Genomic DNA, 21,759 nt, shown 5'->3' on the forward strand with positions numbered 1-21,759 from the left:
AAATCCATTCTTCCCTTGCCAGTTTTCCCGTTACCGTTTACTCTTTTCATGTGACCTCCTTGCTTTCCGTTGTTTTCGTTCAAAAACATGGTAGCAGGTGAGGTCATACCTTCGTTTCAACTAAGTTTAGGACACTTTCATGCGAGCAGGCTCATATCAACATATCCCAGACCTCTTCCCATCAAATGGAATCTCTCGATAACTCCCATCACCTCTTCATGTTCCGCCACTGACGCTTGGGGCAGATCATGGAGCAACGAAAGTATTATGCGCCTGTTCTTCAGATTCCCACATGCCAATTCGCCGATAACGAACGGATGACTGGCCACTTCACCGTCATTGAGCAGTTTTTCGAGGCCTGTATTCCCCTCGCGGAAATGCTCCACCCACACAGACGTGTCAACAAGCGTCATCACGCCTGCCAGCGCTTCTCCTGCGTGGTATCGCAGCCAGTTTCTTCTCGGATCCTCCCAGGGTGGCAAGCCGTTTTCCGCTTTCCATAGCTATCAGCGATTTGAGCCCAAGTTTCACCAGCGATGTTTTTTCTTTTACTCCGGTCAGCCTGGACGCCTTTTCAAGAAGGTTATCCTCAATGTTCAAAGTTGTTCTCATATATTTGTCTCTTGCTTTAAGTATGCTTGTTCGTATGTATTAATATGCATCTTTTGTGTGATGCAGTCAAACATTCAGGGTTGGCCCGGGCGGCTAATCCCATAGCCTACCCGCGCTAAAATCCTAAAAACTCCAGCCCAGCGTCGCCGCGTACTGGGTGTAGTTGCCGTCCCCTTTCACTCCGGAAAGGTTCACCTCCGTCCCGGTAAGCGTCCGGACCTGCACACCAAGGCTCATCCTGCCCCATATCCTGTATGCGATCCCCGCCACGCCGAAAAGCCCGGAGCGCCAGTTGTCCGTCGCCTCGTCGTTTGCGCTTGTGGTGGTGGTGGTGGTGGTGCTGGTGGTAATGGTTGTTGTCGCGGTTGACAAGTCCGCGGGATCGTCGTTGGTTGTGGTGGTGGTGGTCTGGACCGTTGTCGTGGTGGTTCCGCTTGTGGTGGTGGTTGTTGTCGTGGCCGACGAGGGGACCGATGTGGCCTGGTAAGTGTTCGACGTGCTGGTGGTGGAGGTATTTGCCGTTGTGGAGGCTTCTTTCACCTTCACGCTTATCCACGCCGCCCCGGCGGCGCCATATATGGTCAGGTCATCGATGGCCACGCTGGCCTTCAGCCCGGCGCCAACCTCCGACGTAGTGGTCGTATTGTTGATGGTGGAGCTCCTCGATCCGCTGGAGGTTACCGCCACCGCGTCCTTGGTGGACGACAATGCGCTAAAAAACGGCTTGATCAGCCAGCCGGGCCTGCCTATCTCCAAATCAATCCCGACGGCGGGCTGGGCTTCGGCGGGAGCGTAATATCTGGTGGTCAGGTTCCTCTGCCCAAACAGCACATCAACCGCGCCGCTATAGCCCGATGGCGTCTCCACCTGGGCCGTGGCCAGCATCGGCATCAAGCTGAGGCTTCCGGATTTTGCGGGCTGTCCTGATGGCGTCTCCTGCGCGGAAGAATGCGTTGGCGCCAAAGCCAGCGACGCCAGCGCAAGAATCAATGTCAGCTTGTTTTTTATCATTTGGCGCAAAGCTCCATCACTGTTATCTGGAAAGGGCCTCTATTCTTTTTAACGCCTCGCTCCGCTGCTTTTTATAGGCGCCGGAGCGCTCTTCGGACGTGGCGATAAACTTGCGGTAGGCGTTGAGCGCCTCGTCCTTTTTGCCAAGCGCATCGGAGGAATATGCCGTGTTCAGCCACACTTCGGGCATTGCGGGCGCCGTTTTTTCCGCTTCCTTCAAGTACTGCAATGCGCTCTCGTTGCTGTTCTTCTGCTGTTCCACCACGGCCCGCTGCACCAAAAGCCTTGGTTGGGCGGGGTCCAGCGCCAGCCCCTGGTCCAGATAGTTTTTAGCCGCGTCCAGCTTCCCCTGGCCAAGATACGCCGTCCCCATCAGCAAACACGGCTCCCAGTTTTCCATCGGCGCGGCGAACAGGGGTTGAAGCGTCTCCGAAGCCAGGTCATACGAGCCTGACGCCAGAAGCTTTTTCGCTTTGAGCACCCTTTCCTCAGCCTGTGGGCTCAGTTTGGATGGAGCTTTAACCCTGGATTTTGGTTCTTTCACCGGGCCTTTCATTTTTTTTCCCGCGCCCGCGCCGGGCGCCATCGGCTCCTGCGCTATATTAGCTTCCGCAAATACCTTGTTATGGTCGATCTTCGTCAATATAAGCTTCGCCGGATTTCCCTTCACGGTCTCCACATGAAGCTTTGCGCTTATCGCGGCCTGGGCATCCTTTATTTTCCCGTCAGGCGGGACCGCCAAAAGGTAATATGACGGCCGTCTTTCATACGTTCCCTTCACGGTGAACGCCCCCAGTTCCCTGCCGACCTGATAAAGCTTTTTGAGCGCAGCCTCTTCGTTTGTGTATGTGGCGATCAGGAACACGAACCTCTTTTCCGGCATGGACCGCAATCCCGCCTCCCATATGGCCGGGGCCTCGCCCAACCCCTTGTCCGACACCGCTTTCCATCCACCTTCCAGCCATTCGATATTTTCAATAACAGGCTCGGCCTGTTTGGTTTGTGACGGCGAAGGTTGTTGAGCTGTGACGGTTGGCGCCGATGGTTGTGGCTTCACCATCTCCTTCACGGCCACGGCCGTGACCGCCTCCGGCTTGGGTTGCGGGGCCGCAACCGGAGCCGCCGGGGTTTGTTCAACCGTTGCCGGTTGTGCTTGTTCCGCCGGTGGAGCGATCGCCTGTTCCGGTTGTTGAACGGGCGCCGCCGGGGCCAGCGGCAGTGGCGTGGACTGAGCCGCCAGTTTTTGCGCCACCTTCATTTTTTCTTTTTGCAGGAAATCCAGCCCGACCCAAAGCCCGGCGCCAAGGACCAGCATGACAGCGATGAATGCTATATACGCTGTCTTGCGTTTGCCGCCTGGCTTCCTGTCCCCATCCTCACCACCCAACTGGGGCAGGGGTGGGATGTACGCCCCTCCGGTGGACGCCGTGCCGCTTCGCTGTTTCTGGAGCTTTGTAAGTGTGTCTTCTATTATGCTCATGCTACTCGGTTGAATTGGTGACTTCCCTGGCGGCCCGGATCACCGCCAGCGAACCGGCGGTCTTTCTCCCCTTCGAATACGCCGCCAGCATCGCCCTGTCGCATATCTGGTTGATGCGCCTGGGGGCGCCGCCGCTTAAATTATGCACAAACAGCATGGCGGACATGCTGAACTTGAAATTGCCCGCGGATTTGGCAACCTTTATCCTGTGCCTGATATACTCCATTGTCTCCCTGCGCGTGAAAGGGACAAGCCGGTATCGCACGCTGATCCTCTGCGCCAGCGGCCGCAGCTCTTTTAGCGACAGCGTCTTTTCCAGCTCCGGCTGGCCGACAAGGATAAGGTAGATAAGCTTTTCCTTTTCCGTCTCCAGGTTGGAAAGCAACCGAAGGCCTTCCAGAAGTTTCGGGGTGAACCTGTGCGCCTCGTCAAGTATCACCGCCACCTTTTCTCCCCGCGCCGCCAATGCCAGCAGCGTTTTGTATATTTCCCGCAAAGGCTCGCCATAGCTGGAGCTTTTAAGCCGCTCACCGGTCAGGTCGTGATAGATCGCGTTGAGAAGCTCCACATACGTCGGCGTGGGATTGAAAATATACGCCGTCCGTATTCCCGGCGGCGTGTTCTTGAGAAGCTGTCGGCACAGAAGGGTCTTGCCAAGCCCCACCTCGCCGGTGAGCAGGGTGAATCCGCCGCTCCCCGTGGCCAGGCCGTATTGAAGGTGGGTGAGCGCCGTCATATGCCTGCTGCCGGGGTAGAAATACGAGGTGTCCGGCGTGATGGAAAAAGGGGCCTCCCGGAATCCCATCTCGAAATAGCAGGAGTTTATGTCCACAGCGTTCATAATCTTAATTCCTCGCTATCCTGGGCGATATGAACACCACCAGCTCTTTTTTGGCCTTGTTCGTGTATTTGCCGCGGAACAGCGCGCCAATCCCCGGTATGTCCCCCAAAAGCGGCACACCCCTGTTCGTGTCGTTCGTCTCTTCCTGTATCAGGCCGCTTATCACCGCCATCTCCCCGTCCTTTAGCCGCACCAAAGCCGACGATTGCTTTATCTCCACCGATGGGGCGTTTGCTGTATTGTTTGGCGATGTATACCACTCCAATAGTCTTGTCACCACTGGTGATACGTCCAACATGATCCATCCATCCGCCGATATCTGAGGAGTGATCGAAAGCACGGTGCCTATGGTTGTGTAGTTTGTTGTTGAACTATAATTAGGGTTGCCATTCGGATCGTAAGTAATCGTTGTCGTGAAATATGGCACTTCTTTTCCTACTTTTATTAGCGCTGTCTGATTATTTAATGTCAGTATCTTTGGTTGAGAAACGATTCTAATTTCCCCTTGCTCTTTCATTGCATTTAAAATCGCGTCAAAGTCTCCTCGAGCATAAGTTATGGCTATTGTAGGATTCTTACTCGATGTGCCAACAGGACTTATAAGAGGCGTGTCAGTCGGAGTTCCGAATTGATTACCAACTATGTTCGCCGATCTTATATATCCAAGATTACCGTCTATGTATATCTTGTTCCAGTTTATGCCAAGAGAGAAATCGTCGCTCAAGCTAACTTCGTATATCTTTGCCTCAATCTCTACTTGACGTAAAGCTGAACTAGTTAGGTTGTTTATAAAATCTTCTACCAGCTTAACGTTAGAGCTATAGTCCCGCACTTGAATCATGCCTGAAAGCTGGTTTATAACCACCTTGGCCTTTTCGGAAAGCATACCCTTGATTTGATCTTTAAGATCATCCCAGAATTTTGTTTTGGATTCTTGGGTAATACTTATATCGCCTGATTGACCACCACTACCGCTCTTACCGCTGCCTGATGTTACTTGAACTGTCGTGGTTCCTTTTCCTCCCCGATTCAACCAAACATAATCAATAACAAAAGTTTTAGTCTTAAATTCACGTACACGAATCAGACCACCTTCTTCTTCCCAATAATAATCATACGAATCAAGAATTGCCTCCATAGCTTTCTTAAAGGACAAACCTCTAAAGCTTACAGTTATTTTGCCTTCGACCTTGCGATCAGGAAGAATATTCAATTTGTACTTTGCCCCAAAGCGCGCAAGGGCGCTTTTTATTTCCTCTTCATCATAACTTATAAAAGTATAGGAGCTATCTGGCGGAAGCGGGGCCTCCGCGCCATCGGCGGAGCTCGTCTCGTCCAGCAGCATCCTGTCCCGCAGGTTTATCGGCGGAGCCTTGCCGGCCGGCCCGGCCTTCGCCGCTCCATCGGCGGCCGCTTCCGGTTTCGGCTCGACGGTGGCGCATCCGGAGGTTGACACGACGGCGGCCATCATCATCACAATCGCCACCGCGGCGTTTTTCAATCTGTCGCTTCTTGATTTCATTTTGTTAACATCGTTCATTGGCCTGGTTTATTGAATTCCTTTGAATGCGGCGGAACCTGGGCCGCCCCGGTTCCAGGCGAAGGTGATGGTCTCGCGTCCCAACGGCCCCGCCACCGTCACCTCTTCCGGCGCGATGCCGATCACCCTGTAATTATCAACGTTCTGCCCCACCTTCACAAATGATTTATTGATGCTGGCCGCCCTGTAGCCCGGCTCTATCACTATCGCGGTAAGTTGCAGCATATCTTTCGCCTGTTTCGGCCTCTCCGCCGCCGCCCCAATCGGCGAAAGCGGGACCGAACTGAACGGATCCCGCCTTGGCGCGGGCGCCCATCCCGCCGCCGAATAGTCAATCGCAAGCGCCGCCGTCACCACTGGCGCTGCCGGAGCTTTGCCGGGTGTGGCCGCTCCCGCGTCGGCCACCTGCTCCGGCGGCGGGGCGCTTTTGGGCATCAGTGGCCGTATCACGTTTATGTAAACGATGAGCGCCGCCACCAGCGCCATCGCCCCCACCACTATTGGATTGTTAAGAAGCCGCTTCATGCCTTGCCGTCTCCGTGGCCGTCTTCTGCTCTTCCATAAGCCCGCCGCCGTCTCCCGTGAATCCGACCCATATTTCCAGCCGCGCGTCCATCTCCGAGGCGCTCTCTCCGCTTCCAGTCATCGCAACGTTCCGTATGTCCGCCCCTGCGTAGAATTTCTCTATGTCCCGCAGAAACTCCATGAACTCCATGTAGCCTGCTTTTCTTGACGCAACCTGCGGCGCCCCGCCGGCCGCATTCACCGCCGCTCCGCTTTTAAGCTTTATGTTCACCGGCACAACGGCTATGGCGCTCACGTCCTCCAGCGATTTCATCTTGTCTATCGTGTATGTCATCCCCACGCCGGCCGCCGCCGCCCGGTCGCTCAAAAACTCCAGCCACGCCGATACGTCCTCGTGGTTCTTGAACAGCACATTGCGCAACGCGCTCCACGCCGCCTCGGTCTTTTCCACCTCCTGCTGCGGCCATGACAATTTGTACCTGTCCAGCTCGGAGTCCAGCGCGTAGATTCCGGCGATATCCACCCCGATCTTTTTTATCATTGGATACCGGAACGCCAGCGAAAACCAGATTATCCCCACCGGCACGGCCAGCGCCGCCACGAGCATAACCCGCCCCTTCACGTCCGGATGGAACAGTTTTGAGCCGACGACGTCCAGAAATTCCAGCGCTTTTTTCTTCATCGTATTTTTCCCGACATCACAAACTTGCTTTTCCCGGAGGAACCCGCCACCCCTTTCATAAGGTCCTCGGTCCACTTCTCCCGCCAGCCTTTCACCACCGTCATGTGATACGGCCCGTTCGCAAGCTCCGCCTCGAATTCCTTGAGCGACTTGGCCGCGTCCGTGTGCCCCTTTTCCTCGTTCCCTTCAAGCTTCACCGTCCAGCCCCCCTCGTCGGCGGTTATCTCCGCCTTGGTCAGCGAAAGGCCGTCCGGCAAAACGTTTCCAAGATATCCGAGAAGGTATGCCGGGGCAGGGGGCTTGCGGTTCTTGTCAAACTTGTCCGTTGAGGTCTTCATCACCACATACCGCCGCGCCTTGCCCTCCCACTCGTCATGCTCTTTTGATATGTCCGAGAACATGGACCTGGCCTTTAAAAACGCCGTCCGTTTGGAAAGGATCATATACTCCATCAGCGCCGCCCAGCCAATGGCCACCACCCACAGCGCCGCCACCATCCCCGCCATCACCTTCACCATCAGGTCGCGCCGATGCTTGGTCTGCACCCCAATAGGGATCAGGTTGCTTTCGTCCTTCGGCAATATCTTAAGCGCGGCCTTGATAAGCTTCTGGTCGCCAAACGCTATCCCCGCTGGCTCCACCGGCACGTCCACCCTCGGCCCGATGGAACTGACAAATTCCTCCGGAAACCCGCCGAGCAGATACACTTTCGCCGCAGCCGCGCCGAACTGCTGCTTTGCGAAAAGCAGCGACCGGTTAAGCTCCCTTCCGGGCCTGTCGAAATCTTCTTCTTTCGCGGTGTCGCAATTCAGGAACCGTTCGAAAAGTATGGACCCGTCCCCCCGGCCTATCACCAGCGCCAGCTTCGGGCCTGCCTGGGTGACAAAGCCTGCCATCTCTTCGTTTTCCTTCAAAAGCTTTGGCGCCTGCCTCCCCATCACCGTGATAAGCGGGAACATCTGGAGCGGGTTGAATCCCATCTCCTGGCATATCTTGATTATCCCGTTCAGGTACGCCGCTTCCACGATGTTCAGGATTATCACGCTCCCACCCTTTGGGGAGTCCGCCTTGGCGTAGCTGAACATCGCGGGGCCTTCAAACGTCTTCTCCTGCTCCACGCGGCGGTTCAGAAAAAGTTTCAGGTCGCGCTTCGACAAGGTTGGCGCCTGCACGAACACGTGGTTCACATGGTCGTTCTCAATGACGAAGCTTATGAAGCTGTGGGTGTATTTGAGTTTTTCGACGGTCTCGGTGAGGGCGTTCTTGAACGAATCAAGATCGTCCACCGGGTCCGGGCAGTCCCATTGCGCTCCGGTCTCCCCCCTGTGGAACACGGAGGCTGTGAACCTCCCGAACAAAAGGCTTACGCCGAGGATGTTAAGTTTCATTTACGCCAACCTATCCTGTTTCTCCCCCTGCCAGAGGGGGAGTTGCTCCGAAGGAGCCGAGGGGGTGGGAGTTTACGATAATTGTTTTACCACCCCTGCGGCTTGCGCCGCCACCCCTCCTTGTAAAGGAGGGGAAAGATGAACCACGCCTCATCCCCATCATCGCCCCCACATCGCCGGCGGCCCTGGCGAGAACCAGAAACTGTCGGAAGCGTTAACGAAGTACACAGAGATAGGAGTAGTGGAGGTGTCCCTCTCGTACAAATTTAGCTTGGTTTTTTCCAGAGCGTATATTGTAGCGGGAACATCCACATTTATTGCCTTTAGGCCATCATCATCAAGACTATAACCAGTTGTGGCCGAATAATCGACCTCCACATCCACCGTGCCGGAAGCGGATGCGGAAGTAGCTGATACAGTCATCCACGTAACCGTATTATCAACAACTGTTGAACCAGCGGCGACTGGCCACGCCGGAGCTGTTGCCGCACTTGTGCCGCCAACTGACGCAATGTAGTAAAAACCGTTGTATGGGCTTGAGCTCACGACCTGACCTGTAAAATAAACCGTGTTTGCCACCCATATCGCATATAACGGATGAGTTAAAGTCATTGTTACATTTAAGGGCGCTGAAGCGGTAAGGCCACTCATACACCACCCTGTTGCTCCAGTACAAGTTGCGCCAACTCCAGTAGCGCAACTTCCACCGTTCTTTAGACAGCCTCCTGAATCCACAAATCCGCCGCTTCCGGCGTTAGCTGTGGCAACGGTTCCAAATGATGCGGCTCCAGATGAAATTGCCACACTTATTGGTGTGCCACTGGTATCAGGTGAATTTGTTTGAAACGCATAGACGTTATACCTGAGGGTGGAAACAGTCAGTGGGGCCGTTGCGCTGCCGGAAACTGTTATTACAGGTTGAACCGTGCCGCTCGCCGCAGCAACAAAACTGGTCCTTCCTGGCGACGTGCTCTTGCGGTTGCTAAGTGAGATTGTGTTGAACATGTGATCAAGGTTGATCCGCTGCATCCGCACATCTTTGGCCTGTTCGCTGGTGCTTATCCCTGTTATACCGGCTGTTGTAAGAGAGGTCACAGTGTATCCGTCCCAATCCCATAGTGCCTGGAAGTTGGTGTTGACCATGCTGCCACTTGCAGGCCCGGTTATATTAGCCCCCACACTTGATACTATTATTATCCTTGGGCGGGTTTGCGTGCCGGTAAGCGCTCCTGCTCCATCCGATCCTTGCGAAAAAGGAATGGTGGGGAAACCATTGGCATCCCAATAATAATATCTGGTGTTTCCTCTTTCATTAGTGGTCACCTTTGCCAACGCAAGTCCTGTGGCGCTTGCTATTGCTGTTGACCAATCAGGAACCGCAGGGAGGTATGGATACGTTCCTATTGTGCCCGAAGCCGCAACAACCATTGTCCCCGGGATCACCCTGTATTGGGTTATATAATTCTCAAGACCCGCCGCTATTGTCTTAAGGTTATTTTCCTCCGCGTCGCCGGAGGCCCGGTTGATCTCCTGTATCACGTTTGGCAGGATCATCGCCGCAAGAATGGACAGCACGGCCAGCACGCCTATTATTTCTATCAGCGTAAAGGCCGCACGGCGGCGAAGTCCGTTGAACATAATCTTGACCTGTTTCAGTTTTTATCCCGGCCCCGCTTTGAAGGGCGTGAGCCGGGATCATGTTTATGTAGGGGCGACCCGCCGGGTCGCCCGATTGGGCGATTCACCGAATCGCCCCTACAGTCCGGATACCGGATCAACTCCGGCATGACAATAGATGATTACTTGATCGGCCTTGGTTTCATGCCGGGTTGTTGCGACGAACTTTTCGAACTCCCTGTGGAAGGAGCGGTCTGGTTCGTCAGCCTCGGTTGCTCTATCGTTTTCAACGTCTGTCCACCGCTGGTACTCGTCCCCCCGGTAGTCCCACCCGAAGTTGACGTGCCGCCGCTCGTGCCACCGCTTGATGTCCCGCCCGACGTTGATGTGCCGCCGGATGTGGAACTTGTCGAACCACCGGAAGTGGAACTGCTCGTGCCGCCTGATGTGCCGCCGGACGACGAGCTGGATGTCGAACCGCTCGACGAGGAAGATGATGAACTCGATGAGCTTGACGAACTTGATGAGCTGCTGGATGAACTTCCGGATGAGCCGCTCGACGAACTGCTTGACGAATCGCCATGTCCGTCATCGCCTTTATCGTCCTTTTTACCACTATCCTCTTTCTTGTCATCGTCTTTTTTCTTGTCGCCGGCGAACGCAACGCCGCTTGTCCCAAGGCATATGGCCAGCGCGGCCGCCAACACAAGTTTCCCCGCCGTCTCCGTCAAACTGCGAAATATAGCCTTTCTCATGAATGCCCTCCGGTTATGAGTTTTTCTGTAAAGTGATCCTGGTTGCAGTCATCGTTTTATCCCGCCCATAAGGCTTAATATCGGCATGAATATCGCCAGCGCAGTGAAACCGACAATCCCTATCAGAAACAACATGATCGCAGGTTCCATGATACCGAAAATCCGCTTCACCCGTCTTGGTATTTCTTCATTGAAGTATCTGGATATGTTGTCCAGCGCCGTGCCGATGTCCCCCGTGGCCTCGCCAACGGAGACCATCCGCAGCACGATCGGCGGAAAAACGTTCCCTTTCGCGAAACTCTCGCTTAGCATTATCCCTTCTTCCACGTCCGACTTGGCCTGGACTATCAGTTTTTCGAACACCTTGTTCCCCACCACCTCTTCGCACAGCGAAAGGTTCTGCAATATCGGCAGGCCTGCCTTGAACAGTGTGGAGAAGTTCTGCGAAAAACGGGATATGGCGAACATCCGGTTCAAATCGCCGAACACCGGCAGGTTGAGCTTCATATTGTCCCACTGGAACAAAAAAGCCGGCCACTTTTTTTTCAACATGCGCACGATGAATGGAAAAGCAATCGCCGCTATTATCCACATCCACCATGTGGCCACGAAAAATCCGCTTATAAGCATGATCAACCTCGTCGGCAACGGCAACGGGATGTTCAACGCCAGCAGCACCACGATAAACCTTGGCACCACGAAGGTGAAAAGGATCGTTATGAAGATCACAAGGAACGAAAGCACCGCCACCGGATATATGGTCGCCTGCTTTATGTCTCCCATCAGCCTGTCTATCCACTCCAGGTATTTTGTGATCTCCCGGAACGTCTGCGGCATGGAGCCGCTCTGCTCCCCCGCGCGGATCATGCTCATCGCCTGCGGGGAAAACAGGGTGGGGTGGTTTGCCATGGCCTCGTGGAATGAATACCCCGCCTCCACGTTCCTGGCCACGTCGGCGAGTATCTCTCCCAGTCTTGCGTTGGGCGATTCTTTCGCCAGCGTCTTCACCGTCTCCAGCAAAGTGACCCCGGCGGACAGCAACGACTCCATCTGGATGCAAAAATCAATGATGTCGCGCCGCTTGATTTTCTTGCGCCGGCCTTTCTTTGATCCGGCCGCGCCCAGGGCGCTTTCAGTGGCGTCCACCAAAAAACAGTCTATTTCAGTGAGTTTGCCTTCCAGCGACCGCATGTCCCCAGCGGTCATCACGCCCGTCACACTGTTGCCGGCGTTGTCTATCGCTTTGTATTGGTAGTCAGGCATTTTTATTCCGTAGGGGCGCGGCGCGCCGTGCCCTTACAAATTAATAGGGGCTGGGCGGTCATTTCACCACCCGCAGCACTTCCTCCACGGTGGTCAGTCCTTCAATCGCCTTGTGCACTCCGTCTTCTAGCATCGTCTTCATGCCAAGCTCCGAGGCCATTGCCCGGATCTCGCTGGCCCCGGCCTTGGACACGATCATGTTGTGGAAATCTTCCGTGATATGCATCACCTCGTATATCCCCACCCGGCCCCGGTATCCTGTGCCCGAACAGTTCTTGCACCCCTCTCCCTTATAGAAAGTGTGCGGCACATTGTCCGGCAGCTTTATATCAAGCCCGAAAAGAAGCTTCTCCGGCTTTTCCACCAGTTTCTTGCATTCCGGGCATATTTTGCGAACAAGCCTCTGCCCCACCACGCAGGACAACGCCGAGGCAAGCAGGTACGGCTCCGTCCCCATGTCTATCAACCGAGGCACCGCTCCGGCGGCGTCGTTCGTATGCAGCGTGGAAAGCACAAGATGCCCAGTCAGCGCCGCGCGCACGGCAAGCTCGGCTGTCTCCTGGTCCCTGATTTCGCCCACCATTATCACGTCCGGATCCTGCCGCAAAAGAGCGCGCAGACCCGCCGCGAAGGTCATGCCGACATCGGGCTGCACATGGGTCTGGCGGATGATAGGCAATTGATATTCAATCGGATCTTCCAGGGTGAACACGCTTTTCTCTATCGCGTTGACCAGACCCAATCCGGCGTACAGCGAGCTTGTTTTACCGGAACCTGTCGGCCCGGTCACCAGTATTATCCCGTGCGGCAGGTTGAGCGCCGCGGTGAATGTCTCCTCGTCATGTTTGCCAAAGCCAAGCGAGGGGAGGGAAAGATTGACGTTTTCCTTGTCCAACACCCTGATGACAATGTTCTCCCCGTGGTTTGTGGGAAGGGTGGAGATACGAAGGTCTATTTTCCGCAGCCCCATCATGAAGTTGATACGCCCGTCCTGGGGGATGCGCCGCTCCGTCACGTTCAATCCGCCCATGATTTTCAGCCGCGCCGTGATGGCCGACTGCAGAGGCTTTGGCATCAGAACGTCCTGGCGCATCACCCCGTCCACCCGCATCCGGATCCGAACGATCTTCTCGTCCGGCTCCACGTGAATGTCCGTCGCCCGGTTTTTCACCGCCAACGCCACGATCTGGTCCACAAGGCGGATCATGTGGGCCTCTTCCCCGGCATCCTCGCCCACCGAAAGGGCGCCTTTCTTCAATATCTGGTCCATCGTTTCTTCGATGGATCCCCCCTGGGCATAATGCCTCTCCAGAGCCTCCATTATCTCCTGCTCGGGAGAGGTGACCACGTCCACAACTAGCCCGGAGGCCTGCTCCACCGCGTCTATGGCCATCACGTTGAGCGTGTCCACCATGGCGATGGTAAGAGTGTTGCCTTCGCGGCTTAACGGGAGTATCTGGTATTTTTTCGCGATATCGTAGGGGACAAGCTTTATCACGTCCGGGTCTATCACGCTCCCCTTGACGTTGACTATCTCCGCGTGTGTCTCTTCCGCGAGCACCGCGGCGATGACGTCCTGGGTTATGAAACCGAGGCTTTCAAGAGCGTCGCCAAGATATATCCCGAGACGCTTCTGTTCTCGAAGGGCGAGGTTTAACTGGGCTTCGGAAATGAGTCCGGCTTCCAGAAGCCGCTGGCCCAGCGGTTTCTTTTTTTTCTTCACATCCGCTTTGTTTTCGGAAGTCATAATTCGCCGAAAGAATCACCCGCAAAGCGGGCTGTCTTCATAAAAACGGCGGCGGGAGCGTAAAAACTCCCGCCGCCTATTTTAAACATTACCGTCAGTTGTGCGCAAGATAGATATACATGGCGCCTGCCCCGTCAGACTTCACTTTGCCGCGCGCCTGTTTCTGCGCCGTGGTCAAAGCGGAGTCCCCGGAATCCAGAATGGACTCCACCCTGTCAAAGTCCGACGCCGCAACACCGCCGAAGACCAGCGCCACAACCTGGTTGGACGTGGTGGTCTCGGCCGTGCCGTTGCTGTTCAGGTCCCAGCCCGTCGCGTCGTTGTTGGCCACCGTGGCCGTTCCGGCGGCGGTGTTTATGTTCACGCTTGTGCCCACCGACGCGGAAGAAAGCGCGTCGATATACGGCCCTTTCCACTTGGCCCAAAGGCCGGTTGTCGTAGTGGTGCCGCCATTTGTTGAAAGGGCGGTCTGAAACGCCGCGTCCGGCGTGCTCACGGTTCCAGCGGCCACAAGGCTCTGCAGGGATCCGATGTCCTTATACCATTTGGTGACTGCGGTCTGATATACCTGCACCTCGGCGGCGGTCTTGGTCGCCTTTGAGTCCGCTATCACGTCGAATATTTTCGGTACCACCATCGCGGCCAGTATGCTGATAACAGCCAGCACACCGATCATTTCAATTAGTGTAAAACCGTCCCTGCGCCTTATCATCCTGCCCCCCATGCTTTGTTAGTTAATTTATACCTGGTGCACAAACCACGATTGCATCATATTGAGTTCACCAATCTGGCGTCCCGTCTAAACGCTGGATCGTATCAGGACATATTTCAGTGTCAGAATTTGTGTATATTGACACAAAATAACTTCCAATGTCAACAGTATTTTTCTTTAAAAACATTGAATTGCAATGGATCGTTTACAGCGGCCATGAAGGAAAACTGGACATTTGTCCGGTTATAAATGTGTTAAAATTAATTACATATACGAAATGCATCATTTGCAAAGGTTGAATCAAAGAGCGGTTCAAAAACAACTTCTATACGCCTGTAGCACATTGATATACATGGATAAGCGTCAAAAGCATCAGCATATTATACTTACTCTCGCCATAAGCGGTGGCGATCACAAAATATCTTGTAGAAAAAATGATGGAAATATGGCAACATATTGAATATTATGGAGTAAAGATGATTTTACGACACCGCCCATTTTCTAAAGCGCTTTTACGAGCATCAATCCAGCTCCTTGGCGTCCTCGGTTTTTTAGCTTTAGTCCTGGCTTTTGCCGGAGTTCCTTTCAAAGTCTTAAAGTGGATGTCTGCGGCGCCTTATTCGGACAAGTGTGATTACATCCTGCTCCTTCCCGGCGGGGGAATTCCAAGTCCGTCCATGCTCCTGCGGTCATACAAGGCGGCCGAGGAATTCAAAAAGAATCCTTCCGCGAAAGTCGTCATTTCGCTGAAGACAGGCCCGGCCCTGGAACAATCTACTTCGTGGGACATCCGTAATGAGCTTGTGTTGCGCGGCGTTCCGGTGGACTCCGTCATTTTTGAACGCCAGGCCACCAGCACCGCGGAACACGCCAAATACATCCGTGAACAGAATATCGGCGACCCGGCGAAAAATTCCTATTTGATAGTCACATCACCCAGCCACATCATGCGCTCAATGGCCTCATTCAAGGCGGCAGGATTTAAGAACATATACGCTTCACCCGCATACTCGGCGGGGGAGAAGGAAGATTTGGGGGGAGGTCAGCTTTTGCGTTACGATTTCTGGAGCGCGCTGGAGACGGAAGTGGAGATCGCCCGCGAATTCACGGCGCTGGCTTATTACAAATTGACGGGGAGGGCCTGACTGGACGGCAAATAGCTTGAGTATCGTTACGTTATAGGTTACACTACGTCTGTGATCAGGAATTTCAGGCATAAAGGACTTGAAAAATATTTTACGGCTGGAAGCAAGGCCGGGATAGCCGTTGCGCATGAAAAAAGGTTGCGCTTGATCCTGTTCCGGCTGAACGGAGCAAAAGAGCCGAAGGACATGAATCTGCCGGGGCTTGACCTTCATAGGCTGCATGGAATTATGGAAGGATTTTGGGCTTTATCTGTAACGGGCAATTGGCGGATTATTTTCAGATTTGATGGAAATGATGTTCGAGACGTCAACTACCTCGACTATCATTAGGAAAAACGCATGGCCACAATGTTCAATCCTCCGCATCCTGGTGAAGTGATAAAGGAACTGTGCATCGTTCCGCTGGGGCTTACGGTCACAAAGGCGGCGAAGGCCATCGGCGTGTCCCGCAAGGCCCTTTCGGAGCTATTAAATGGCAAGTCGGGTATAAGCCCTGAAATGGCGATCAGGCTTTCACTGGCTTTTGGCACAACGCCGGAAAGCTGGCTTTCGATGCAGATGGATTATGATCTTTGGATGGCGAAAAAGAAAACCGGCAAGCTGAAGGTCAAAAAACTCGCTGCTTGACCTATATCCTCACAAACTCCGCCCGGGCCGCATGCCCCGCCGATGGGCGTGGCAGATCGTACTCTCCTTCAAGCACGTCCTTTAACGTGATCGAGCGCACCAGTTCGTTGAAATGGCTTCCCAGTTTCGCCCACAAGGCCTGTGTGCGGCATGCGCTGGACTTGGCGCAGGCGGGGCCAGCGGCCGACCCTCCGTCCACGCATTCGGTGAGCACCATGCTCTCGTCCACCGCGTCGAATATCTGCCCGATGGTGATATGGTCCGCCGGGCGGGCCAGAATGTATCCGCCGCCGGGGCCGCGCGATGATTTCACGAGGCTGGATTTCCGCAGCTTCACGAAAAGCTGTTCCAGATAATTTTGCGAAAGCTCCTGCCTTTCGGCTATCACCCCAAGGGAGACGGGGGCTTCGCCGGACTGGGCCGCCAGGTCCACCATCGCCTGCACGGCGTAATGGCCCTTTGTCGAAATCCTCATTCGATCACGTTACCTTCGATGGGGTCCACACGCACACCCATCTTTTTAAGTTCGTCCATGGCGGAGTCTATAGTTGAAAGGGAGCCGGACATTTCCACGTCCAATATTCCCTGATCCTCGCCGATCCTCGCCTGCCGGATGTTCACCATGACCCCCTGGCTTTTTATAAGGTCGCTTAGGACAGGTTTGCCGACAAGTCCGCCCGGGATAACGATCCGCACGCGCACTCCGCTAAGTTTCGGGGCCTCCGCCACTTCAAGCAGCTCCCGTCCACCCTCCTGCGCCATTGCGCCGCGGCACTTTAAGTCCAGAATGGCCTCTTCGATCTTTCCCGCCTCTCCGGAAAGGCCCACAACCATCCAGCCAGAGTCCGCGGAGACTGACGCCCGCAATATGTTCACAGACAGCCCATAACGCTTCACAAGCGTGAACAGGACCGGCTCTTTTACAAGGCCGTCCGGGAAAACCAGGGAGAAAATCCGCTCGCCCATCCTGTCAGTTCTTCTTTATCACGAATTCCCACACGTTCTCGCCGATCTTGTGCGGGGGGACCAGTATTTCGTGCCCTTCGTTCTCCATGCTTCTGGGAACATTCTTCGTCGCCGGCTCGTGGTCCGTTATCACCCGGAGCACCTCGCCGGACTGCATCATCTCTATCTTCAGCTTGGACTTCACGAAGGTGTAGGGGCATACTTCGCCCCGGATGTCTATTTCATGATCGGCCTGCACGCTCATTTATATCTCCGGTTTAAAGGACAACGGTCCTGTGATGTTTTTCGATGTCTTCCACGATGCCGTCGTAACTTGTCAGCTCAAAAACTGTGGCTATGGACCGAGCCTGCACGTCGTCGTCCAGCGCGCTCCACTTCGAGGCGTCCACCGCAAATCCGCGAGCGGCAAACCTTTCCGGCGTGTTGTAAACGCCGTCCTGGATCAATGTGACGCGGTCCGCCGAGTCCAGCGCGATTCTTGCTGTCTCAACCGGCAGCGCCTCCGCCGTTTTGGTCACTATCACAAACAGGCTTTTTTTCATCGTGTTCACTTGGAATTGAATACGCCATGGGTCACGTCGCATTCGCAACTGTCCGGCAGTACGGTCACTATCACCCCTTCGGTCAGGTTTTTGCCCAGCATGATAGACGCGGCCACCGCGGCGCCAGCGCTTGTTCCAACCATGTGGCCTTCTTCCTTGAGTATCAGGTTCACCATGTCATACGCCTGGTCGGTCTTCACCGAAATTTTTCCGTCCAGCTCCGCTTCGTTATATATCCCCGGCACGATGGACGTGGCCATGTGTTTGAGCCCTTCGATGCCATGGAGCGATTCGGCCGGCTCCACCGCGTAGCACTTTATCTTTGGGTCCTTGGCTTTCAATCCACGGGAGGTCCCCATCACGGTGCCTGAGGTGCCTATGCCGGCCAGGAAATGGGTGACCTTGTGCCCGGTCTGAGCCCATATCTCCTCGGCGGTGGTGTGAAAATGCGCTTCCCAGTTGGCCGGGTTGTTGTACTGGTCCGGCCAGAAGTAGCTTTCGGGGCTTTCCTTGTAAATCTCCCGGCATTTCAATATCGCGCCGTCGGAGGAAAGGAGCGGGTCTGAAAATATTATTTCCGCGTGATAGCCGGTGGCCATCAGCCGCTTGCGCTCGTTGCATACGTTGCCCGGCATCACAAGCTTGACCTTGTAGCCCTTGATAAGCCCGATCAAAGCGTACGCCACCCCCGTATTGCCGGAAGTGGAGTCCAGAATGCACATGCCGGGGCGAAGCTTTCCCTGGCGCTCGCCTTCCTCGATCATGCGCAAGGCCGGCCGGGCCTTCACCGATCCGCTGGCGTTGCGCCATTCCGCCTTGGCGTAAAGCTCCACCCCCTTGGGAAGGAACCTTTCCGCGATGTTCTTGAGATTTAGCAGCGGTGTGTTCCCGATCTTGCCAAGGATGTCGGTTGTCAGGTCCTCGGTCTTGAAACACGCCGTTGCGGCCAACTTCGACATGATTGGTTGCGCCCTATCCATGTTGTTTCTAAAAAATGACGTCGGCCTCGGCCAGCATCTTTTCCGTCTCGGCGCCGGTCACTTTTTTCACTTCCGATCCGGTCAGGTCCACGCCCCTGGTCTCAAGCGAGGGGCCGTGCGCGCACAGCGTCTTGTTCATCATCCCCAGCATCTTCACATGCTTCTGGATGTCCACGCCGGTCTTCTCCCGGTCCAGTCCCAGCGCGGCGTAAACGCCGTCGTCTATGAAAAGCACGGAGACCGCGTTGCCGTCCTCCAGCGTCAGCCCCACAGCCATCCGCAGCTTCTCTCCCACCGGGAATCCTGGGGCGCTGTTTATCACCACGGTCACGTTTTTCATATAGTCACTCGAATATCACCACTTTGTCGCCATCGGCCACAAACCCGGCCAGTTCATACTGGCTGCCGTATGTCACCCCTTCGATCCCTTCAGGAGCCTTGAACTGCGAACGGTTATGCTCGCAAACTGTGATGTTCACCCCGCGCGCGGCCAGCGCCGTGAAATCGGCCCGTGCAAGGTTGCCCACCCCGGCGCTCATGGCGAACACCGTCACATCGTGCCCCTTGGCCCTGGCCGCCTTCGCCATTTTCACCAGTGAATTGGTGTTGTGGCTTTCCGGCCCGGAGTGGATCACCAGCACAAGCCTCATCTTTCAATGACCTCCATGACCGTGGCCGCCATTGGCAGGCACGCCGCAGAACTGCTCGTAATCTATCAGCTCTTTTATTGTCGGATTGTCCCCGCACATCGGGCAGTTCTTGTCCCGCCGGATGTTCAGCTTGCGCACCTCCGCCTTCAGCGCGTTGTACAAAAGGAGCTTGCCCACAAGCGGCTCGCCCTTGCCAAGGATCAGCTTTATCGTTTCCACGGCCTGCAATGTTCCCACAACGCCGGGCAACACCCCAAGCACTCCCGCTTCCTGGCAGCTTGGCACCATCCCGGGAGGAGGGGGCTCCGGATACAGGCAACGGTAGCACGGGCCGTCATGCGGCTTGAACACCGTCACCTGCCCGTCGAACCGGAAAATCGAACCGTGCACGTTCGGCTTGTTTAGCATCACGCACGCGTCGTTAACCAGGTATCTTGTGGGGAAGTTGTCGCACCCATCCAGGACGATGTCGTAATCCTTGAGAATGTCCAGAATGTTCGACGAGTTTATCTGCTCCTGGAGCATCACCACCTTCACGTCCGGATTGAGCTTGTTGATGAAACTTTTCGCCGATTCCACCTTGGGCATTCCGACCGTGCCCGAATTGTGGATCACCTGCCTTTGCAGGTTGGAATGGTCCACCGTGTCAAAGTCCACCACGCCTATTGTCCCTATCCCCGCCGCCGCCAGATACATCAACGCGGGCGATCCCAAACCTCCGGCGCCGATGCACAGAACGCGGGCCTCCAAAAGCTTGGACTGCCCGCCGCCCCCCACCTCCGGCAGGATTATGTGGCGGCTGTACCTGTGGATCTGCTCTTCCGTGAAGTTGAACATGGTGTTTAGTTTCCTCCGGCTATCGCTGGGATCACCGAAATGTCGTCTCCATCTTTCAACTCCGTGGTCTCTCCGTTCAGAAAGCGGATGTCCTCGTCGTTGACATATATATTGATAAACCTCCGGAGATTCCCGGATTCGTCATATAACCTTTCCTTAAAGCCGGGATATTTCGACTCTAAGTTCACGAAAATTTCCTTGATGTCCCCGCCATCGGCGGAAACCTCTCCGGTCCCTCCGGTAAGCTTCTGCAACGGTGTCGGGATTCTCACTTTAACAGTGGCCATTACGCTCTCCTATTATCGTAAAATCTAAGATTTACAGTGTCTTCTGAAGTTCCTCGAAGATCGAAAGCTTCGGGTCTATCACCACCGGTTTGGCCAAGTGTCCGTTTAGCGCGTCCATGGTCTTAAGCCCCTGCCCGGTGATGGCAATGACCGTAAGATCGTCCTTTCCAAGCCTCCCTTGTTCGGCAAGCTTTTTTGTGACGGCGATTGTCACCCCGCCTGCGGTCTCCGTGAATATCCCTTCGGTCCGCGCAAGCAGGCGCATTCCTTCAATAATTTCTTCATCGGTGGCGTCATCGCCCCAGCCGCCTGTTTCCTTGGTCACCTTGATTCCATAAAATCCGTCCGCGGGATTGCCAATGGCTATGGACTTGGCGATAGTGTTCGGTTTCACCGGTTTGAATTCGGTCCTGCCAGCCTTGATGGCGCTTGTGACAGGGTTGCACCCCGTAGCCTGCGCCGCAAAGACCTTGGTTTTCACGGCATCAATCAGCCCCAAGGACTCGAACTCCTTGAACGCCTTGTAGATTTTAGTTATCAGGCTCGATCCGGCCACCGGAACAATCACATTATCCGGAGCCTTCCAACCAAGCTGCTCGGCGATCTCATATCCGAAAGTCTTGGAGCCGTCGCCATAGAAAGGGCGGATGTTTATGTTCACAAACGCCCATTTGTACACCGCCGCCACTTCGGAGCAGAACCTGTTCACATCGTCATACGAGCCGTTGATGCCGATTAGCTTAGGTTCATATATAGACGTTCCCACGATCTTGCCCGACTCTAAATCGTGAGGGATGAAAATATAGCTTTTCATCCCGGCGCTGGCGGCGTGGGCCGCCACAGAGTTGGCCAGGTTCCCGGTGGAGGCGCAGGCTATCGTGTCGTAACCGAACTCAAGTGCTTTATTTACCGCCGCCGCCACAACCCGGTCCTTGAAGCTCAAGGTGGGATGGCAAACCGAGTCGTTCTTTATATATAGATTGTTCAGCCCCAGCGCTTTGCCAAGGTTTTTTGCGCGCACAAGGGGGGTGAATCCGTTCTCAAGCCCCACCCTCGGCTCCCCATCTATCGGAATAAGCTCGCGATAGCGCCACATCGTGGCTGGCCGCGATTCAATTAGCTTGCGTGTCAATATCCTCTTGATCGCGTTGTAATCGTACCGGACCTCCAACGGACCAAAGCAGAACTCGCAAACGTGCACTGGTTCCGAAGGATATTCCCTGCCACATTCACGGCATTTCAACCCCAGAACAAAGCTCATATTTTGAAACTATCCCCTAATATTTCAGGAAGCTGTGTTGTTTCCCTGTCTTTTTCCGAATAAACCACCTTCAGATACTAACTGTACCCAAATCCTACTGTTATTGTCAACTATAATTCTTTACCTGGCTTGTCGGGTATTATTTGTGGCTGTTGGGAGACAAATGGTTTGCAACTAATCGGGAAGATCAGGGTTTTTCCGGGATATATCGGGATTCCAAAGCCTTACGCCTCCTAAATCCTCCCCGGCGCGCACGCTTTTGAGTTTGTCACTTTCTGTGGAAAACTCGTT

The 21,759-nt window shown here is 54.7% G+C and carries 27 protein-coding genes; 4 read left to right on the forward strand and 23 right to left on the reverse strand.

Annotation, left to right across the window (positions count from 1 at the left end):
• Positions 1 to 137: 137 nt before the first annotated feature.
• From HZB29_08760 to HZB29_08805, 10 genes are all read right to left on the reverse strand, one after another.
• The gene (locus tag HZB29_08760) at positions 138 to 413 is read right to left on the reverse strand and encodes a type II toxin-antitoxin system VapC family toxin (GenBank protein MBI5815684.1); all 276 of its coding nucleotides are present in this window, start codon (positions 411 to 413) and stop codon (positions 138 to 140) included.
• The gene (locus HZB29_08765) at positions 400 to 612 is read right to left on the reverse strand and encodes a type II toxin-antitoxin system VapB family antitoxin (protein ID MBI5815685.1); all 213 of its coding nucleotides are present in this window, start codon (positions 610 to 612) and stop codon (positions 400 to 402) included. Before HZB29_08765 ends, HZB29_08760 begins: the two co-directional genes overlap by 14 nt.
• A gap of 123 nt (positions 613 to 735) precedes the next feature.
• A complete protein-coding gene (locus HZB29_08770; GenBank protein ID MBI5815686.1) occupies positions 736 to 1,623 on the reverse strand; it encodes a hypothetical protein in 888 nt (295 codons plus the stop codon).
• A 22-nt stretch (positions 1,624 to 1,645) separates the two neighbouring features.
• Complete coding sequence (locus HZB29_08775) at positions 1,646 to 3,103, reverse strand: hypothetical protein (protein ID MBI5815687.1); 1,458 nt, start codon at positions 3,101 to 3,103, stop codon at positions 1,646 to 1,648.
• Position 3,104: 1 nt separating this feature from the next.
• Positions 3,105 to 3,944: an AAA family ATPase gene (locus tag HZB29_08780; GenBank protein ID MBI5815688.1), complete on the reverse strand. Its 840-nt coding sequence runs from the start codon at positions 3,942 to 3,944 to the stop codon at positions 3,105 to 3,107.
• A gap of 4 nt (positions 3,945 to 3,948) precedes the next feature.
• Positions 3,949 to 5,484, reverse strand: a complete 1,536-nt coding sequence (locus HZB29_08785) for a secretin N-terminal domain-containing protein (GenBank protein MBI5815689.1) — start codon at positions 5,482 to 5,484, stop codon at positions 3,949 to 3,951.
• A 9-nt stretch (positions 5,485 to 5,493) separates the two neighbouring features.
• Positions 5,494 to 6,009 carry a hypothetical protein gene (locus tag HZB29_08790; protein ID MBI5815690.1) on the reverse strand — a complete coding sequence of 172 codons (516 nt, stop codon included), beginning with the start codon at positions 6,007 to 6,009 and terminating at the stop codon, positions 5,494 to 5,496.
• Positions 5,993 to 6,691 carry a hypothetical protein gene (locus HZB29_08795; GenBank protein MBI5815691.1) on the reverse strand — a complete coding sequence of 233 codons (699 nt, stop codon included), beginning with the start codon at positions 6,689 to 6,691 and terminating at the stop codon, positions 5,993 to 5,995. Before HZB29_08795 ends, HZB29_08790 begins: the two co-directional genes overlap by 17 nt.
• On the reverse strand, positions 6,688 to 8,079 hold the full coding sequence (locus HZB29_08800) for a hypothetical protein (GenBank protein MBI5815692.1): 1,392 nt from the start codon (positions 8,077 to 8,079) through the stop codon (positions 6,688 to 6,690). The genes HZB29_08795 and HZB29_08800 overlap by 4 nt, the downstream gene beginning before the upstream one ends.
• A 159-nt stretch (positions 8,080 to 8,238) precedes the next feature.
• A complete protein-coding gene (locus HZB29_08805) occupies positions 8,239 to 9,717 on the reverse strand; it encodes a type II secretion system protein (protein MBI5815693.1) in 1,479 nt (492 codons plus the stop codon).
• Between the two features lie 147 nt (positions 9,718 to 9,864).
• Here HZB29_08805 and HZB29_08810 point away from each other — a divergent pair, with 147 nt between their 5' ends.
• On the forward strand, positions 9,865 to 10,470 hold the full coding sequence (locus HZB29_08810; GenBank protein ID MBI5815694.1) for a hypothetical protein: 606 nt from the start codon (positions 9,865 to 9,867) through the stop codon (positions 10,468 to 10,470).
• Between the two features lie 29 nt (positions 10,471 to 10,499).
• On the opposite strand, the gene HZB29_08815 is transcribed toward HZB29_08810, so the two are convergent.
• From HZB29_08815 to HZB29_08825, 3 genes are all read right to left on the reverse strand, one after another.
• A complete protein-coding gene (locus HZB29_08815; protein MBI5815695.1) occupies positions 10,500 to 11,714 on the reverse strand; it encodes a type II secretion system F family protein in 1,215 nt (404 codons plus the stop codon).
• Between the two features lie 58 nt (positions 11,715 to 11,772).
• Entirely contained in the window at positions 11,773 to 13,461 is a 1,689-nt protein-coding gene (gene tadA, locus HZB29_08820; GenBank protein ID MBI5815696.1) for a Flp pilus assembly complex ATPase component TadA, read from the reverse strand.
• A 94-nt stretch (positions 13,462 to 13,555) separates the two neighbouring features.
• Positions 13,556 to 14,173 carry a prepilin-type N-terminal cleavage/methylation domain-containing protein gene (locus HZB29_08825; protein MBI5815697.1) on the reverse strand — a complete coding sequence of 206 codons (618 nt, stop codon included), beginning with the start codon at positions 14,171 to 14,173 and terminating at the stop codon, positions 13,556 to 13,558.
• A 602-nt stretch (positions 14,174 to 14,775) separates the two neighbouring features.
• On the opposite strand from HZB29_08825, the gene HZB29_08830 reads away from it, so the two are divergent.
• From HZB29_08830 to HZB29_08840, 3 genes are read left to right on the forward strand one after another with little or no spacing between them, the layout of a single operon-like run.
• Positions 14,776 to 15,318: a YdcF family protein gene (locus HZB29_08830; protein MBI5815698.1), complete on the forward strand. Its 543-nt coding sequence runs from the start codon at positions 14,776 to 14,778 to the stop codon at positions 15,316 to 15,318.
• Positions 15,319 to 15,369: 51 nt separating this feature from the next.
• Complete coding sequence (locus HZB29_08835) at positions 15,370 to 15,648, forward strand: type II toxin-antitoxin system RelE/ParE family toxin (protein MBI5815699.1); 279 nt, start codon at positions 15,370 to 15,372, stop codon at positions 15,646 to 15,648.
• Positions 15,649 to 15,657: 9 nt separating this feature from the next.
• Positions 15,658 to 15,945 carry a HigA family addiction module antidote protein gene (locus HZB29_08840; GenBank protein ID MBI5815700.1) on the forward strand — a complete coding sequence of 96 codons (288 nt, stop codon included), beginning with the start codon at positions 15,658 to 15,660 and terminating at the stop codon, positions 15,943 to 15,945.
• A 1-nt stretch (position 15,946) separates the two neighbouring features.
• Here HZB29_08840 and HZB29_08845 read toward each other — a convergent pair whose 3' ends face one another.
• Genes HZB29_08845 through HZB29_08890 form a run of 10 tightly spaced genes read right to left on the reverse strand, consistent with a single transcriptional unit; the run spans position 15,947 to position 21,468 of the window.
• The gene (locus tag HZB29_08845; protein MBI5815701.1) at positions 15,947 to 16,420 is read right to left on the reverse strand and encodes an Rrf2 family transcriptional regulator; all 474 of its coding nucleotides are present in this window, start codon (positions 16,418 to 16,420) and stop codon (positions 15,947 to 15,949) included.
• Positions 16,417 to 16,911, reverse strand: coding sequence for a hypothetical protein (locus HZB29_08850; GenBank protein ID MBI5815702.1), 495 nt, complete (start codon positions 16,909 to 16,911; stop codon positions 16,417 to 16,419). The genes HZB29_08845 and HZB29_08850 overlap by 4 nt, the downstream gene beginning before the upstream one ends.
• Before the next feature lie 4 nt (positions 16,912 to 16,915).
• A complete protein-coding gene (locus HZB29_08855; protein ID MBI5815703.1) occupies positions 16,916 to 17,155 on the reverse strand; it encodes a sulfurtransferase TusA family protein in 240 nt (79 codons plus the stop codon).
• 13 nt (positions 17,156 to 17,168) lie between these two features.
• On the reverse strand, positions 17,169 to 17,453 hold the full coding sequence (locus HZB29_08860; protein ID MBI5815704.1) for a hypothetical protein: 285 nt from the start codon (positions 17,451 to 17,453) through the stop codon (positions 17,169 to 17,171).
• A 5-nt stretch (positions 17,454 to 17,458) separates the two neighbouring features.
• Positions 17,459 to 18,412: a cysteine synthase family protein gene (locus HZB29_08865; protein ID MBI5815705.1), complete on the reverse strand. Its 954-nt coding sequence runs from the start codon at positions 18,410 to 18,412 to the stop codon at positions 17,459 to 17,461.
• Between the two features lie 28 nt (positions 18,413 to 18,440).
• Positions 18,441 to 18,773 carry a DsrE family protein gene (locus HZB29_08870; protein ID MBI5815706.1) on the reverse strand — a complete coding sequence of 111 codons (333 nt, stop codon included), beginning with the start codon at positions 18,771 to 18,773 and terminating at the stop codon, positions 18,441 to 18,443.
• 4 nt (positions 18,774 to 18,777) lie between these two features.
• Positions 18,778 to 19,083 carry a DsrE family protein gene (locus tag HZB29_08875; protein MBI5815707.1) on the reverse strand — a complete coding sequence of 102 codons (306 nt, stop codon included), beginning with the start codon at positions 19,081 to 19,083 and terminating at the stop codon, positions 18,778 to 18,780.
• A gap of 3 nt (positions 19,084 to 19,086) precedes the next feature.
• Entirely contained in the window at positions 19,087 to 19,920 is an 834-nt protein-coding gene (gene moeB / locus HZB29_08880; GenBank protein ID MBI5815708.1) for a molybdopterin-synthase adenylyltransferase MoeB, read from the reverse strand.
• A gap of 5 nt (positions 19,921 to 19,925) precedes the next feature.
• On the reverse strand, positions 19,926 to 20,207 hold the full coding sequence (locus tag HZB29_08885; GenBank protein ID MBI5815709.1) for a MoaD/ThiS family protein: 282 nt from the start codon (positions 20,205 to 20,207) through the stop codon (positions 19,926 to 19,928).
• A 31-nt stretch (positions 20,208 to 20,238) separates the two neighbouring features.
• Positions 20,239 to 21,468, reverse strand: coding sequence for a threonine synthase (locus tag HZB29_08890; protein ID MBI5815710.1), 1,230 nt, complete (start codon positions 21,466 to 21,468; stop codon positions 20,239 to 20,241).
• Positions 21,469 to 21,759: the final 291 nt, after the last annotated feature.

The sequence above is a fragment of the Nitrospinota bacterium genome (assembly GCA_016235255.1).
In the GTDB taxonomy this organism is placed as follows: Bacteria; Nitrospinota_A; UBA7883; order UBA7883; family JACRLM01; genus JACRLM01.

Coding starts and splice junctions, on each gene's coding strand:
- HZB29_08825 (MBI5815697.1), bottom strand. CDS start 14,173: ATGATAAGGCGCAGGGACGGTTTTACACTAATTGAAATGATCGGTGTG.
- HZB29_08800 (MBI5815692.1), bottom strand. CDS start 8,079: ATGAAACTTAACATCCTCGGCGTAAGCCTTTTGTTCGGGAGGTTCACA.
- HZB29_08850 (MBI5815702.1), bottom strand. CDS start 16,911: ATGGGCGAGCGGATTTTCTCCCTGGTTTTCCCGGACGGCCTTGTAAAA.
- HZB29_08890 (MBI5815710.1), bottom strand. CDS start 21,468: ATGAGCTTTGTTCTGGGGTTGAAATGCCGTGAATGTGGCAGGGAATAT.
- HZB29_08830 (MBI5815698.1), top strand. CDS start 14,776: ATGTCTGCGGCGCCTTATTCGGACAAGTGTGATTACATCCTGCTCCTT.
- HZB29_08815 (MBI5815695.1), bottom strand. CDS start 11,714: ATGCCTGACTACCAATACAAAGCGATAGACAACGCCGGCAACAGTGTG.
- HZB29_08765 (MBI5815685.1), bottom strand. CDS start 612: ATGAGAACAACTTTGAACATTGAGGATAACCTTCTTGAAAAGGCGTCC.
- moeB (MBI5815708.1), bottom strand. CDS start 19,920: ATGTTCAACTTCACGGAAGAGCAGATCCACAGGTACAGCCGCCACATA.
- tadA (MBI5815696.1), bottom strand. CDS start 13,461: ATGACTTCCGAAAACAAAGCGGATGTGAAGAAAAAAAAGAAACCGCTG.
- HZB29_08785 (MBI5815689.1), bottom strand. CDS start 5,484: ATGAACGATGTTAACAAAATGAAATCAAGAAGCGACAGATTGAAAAAC.
- HZB29_08795 (MBI5815691.1), bottom strand. CDS start 6,691: ATGAAGAAAAAAGCGCTGGAATTTCTGGACGTCGTCGGCTCAAAACTG.
- HZB29_08775 (MBI5815687.1), bottom strand. CDS start 3,103: ATGAGCATAATAGAAGACACACTTACAAAGCTCCAGAAACAGCGAAGC.
- HZB29_08790 (MBI5815690.1), bottom strand. CDS start 6,009: ATGAAGCGGCTTCTTAACAATCCAATAGTGGTGGGGGCGATGGCGCTG.
- HZB29_08805 (MBI5815693.1), bottom strand. CDS start 9,717: ATGTTCAACGGACTTCGCCGCCGTGCGGCCTTTACGCTGATAGAAATA.
- HZB29_08780 (MBI5815688.1), bottom strand. CDS start 3,944: ATGAACGCTGTGGACATAAACTCCTGCTATTTCGAGATGGGATTCCGG.
- HZB29_08870 (MBI5815706.1), bottom strand. CDS start 18,773: ATGAAAAACGTGACCGTGGTGATAAACAGCGCCCCAGGATTCCCGGTG.
- HZB29_08885 (MBI5815709.1), bottom strand. CDS start 20,207: ATGGCCACTGTTAAAGTGAGAATCCCGACACCGTTGCAGAAGCTTACC.
- HZB29_08760 (MBI5815684.1), bottom strand. CDS start 413: ATGACGCTTGTTGACACGTCTGTGTGGGTGGAGCATTTCCGCGAGGGG.
- HZB29_08810 (MBI5815694.1), top strand. CDS start 9,865: ATGACAATAGATGATTACTTGATCGGCCTTGGTTTCATGCCGGGTTGT.
- HZB29_08845 (MBI5815701.1), bottom strand. CDS start 16,420: ATGAGGATTTCGACAAAGGGCCATTACGCCGTGCAGGCGATGGTGGAC.
- HZB29_08875 (MBI5815707.1), bottom strand. CDS start 19,083: ATGAGGCTTGTGCTGGTGATCCACTCCGGGCCGGAAAGCCACAACACC.
- HZB29_08855 (MBI5815703.1), bottom strand. CDS start 17,155: ATGAGCGTGCAGGCCGATCATGAAATAGACATCCGGGGCGAAGTATGC.
- HZB29_08865 (MBI5815705.1), bottom strand. CDS start 18,412: ATGTCGAAGTTGGCCGCAACGGCGTGTTTCAAGACCGAGGACCTGACA.
- HZB29_08840 (MBI5815700.1), top strand. CDS start 15,658: ATGGCCACAATGTTCAATCCTCCGCATCCTGGTGAAGTGATAAAGGAA.
- HZB29_08770 (MBI5815686.1), bottom strand. CDS start 1,623: ATGATAAAAAACAAGCTGACATTGATTCTTGCGCTGGCGTCGCTGGCT.
- HZB29_08860 (MBI5815704.1), bottom strand. CDS start 17,453: ATGAAAAAAAGCCTGTTTGTGATAGTGACCAAAACGGCGGAGGCGCTG.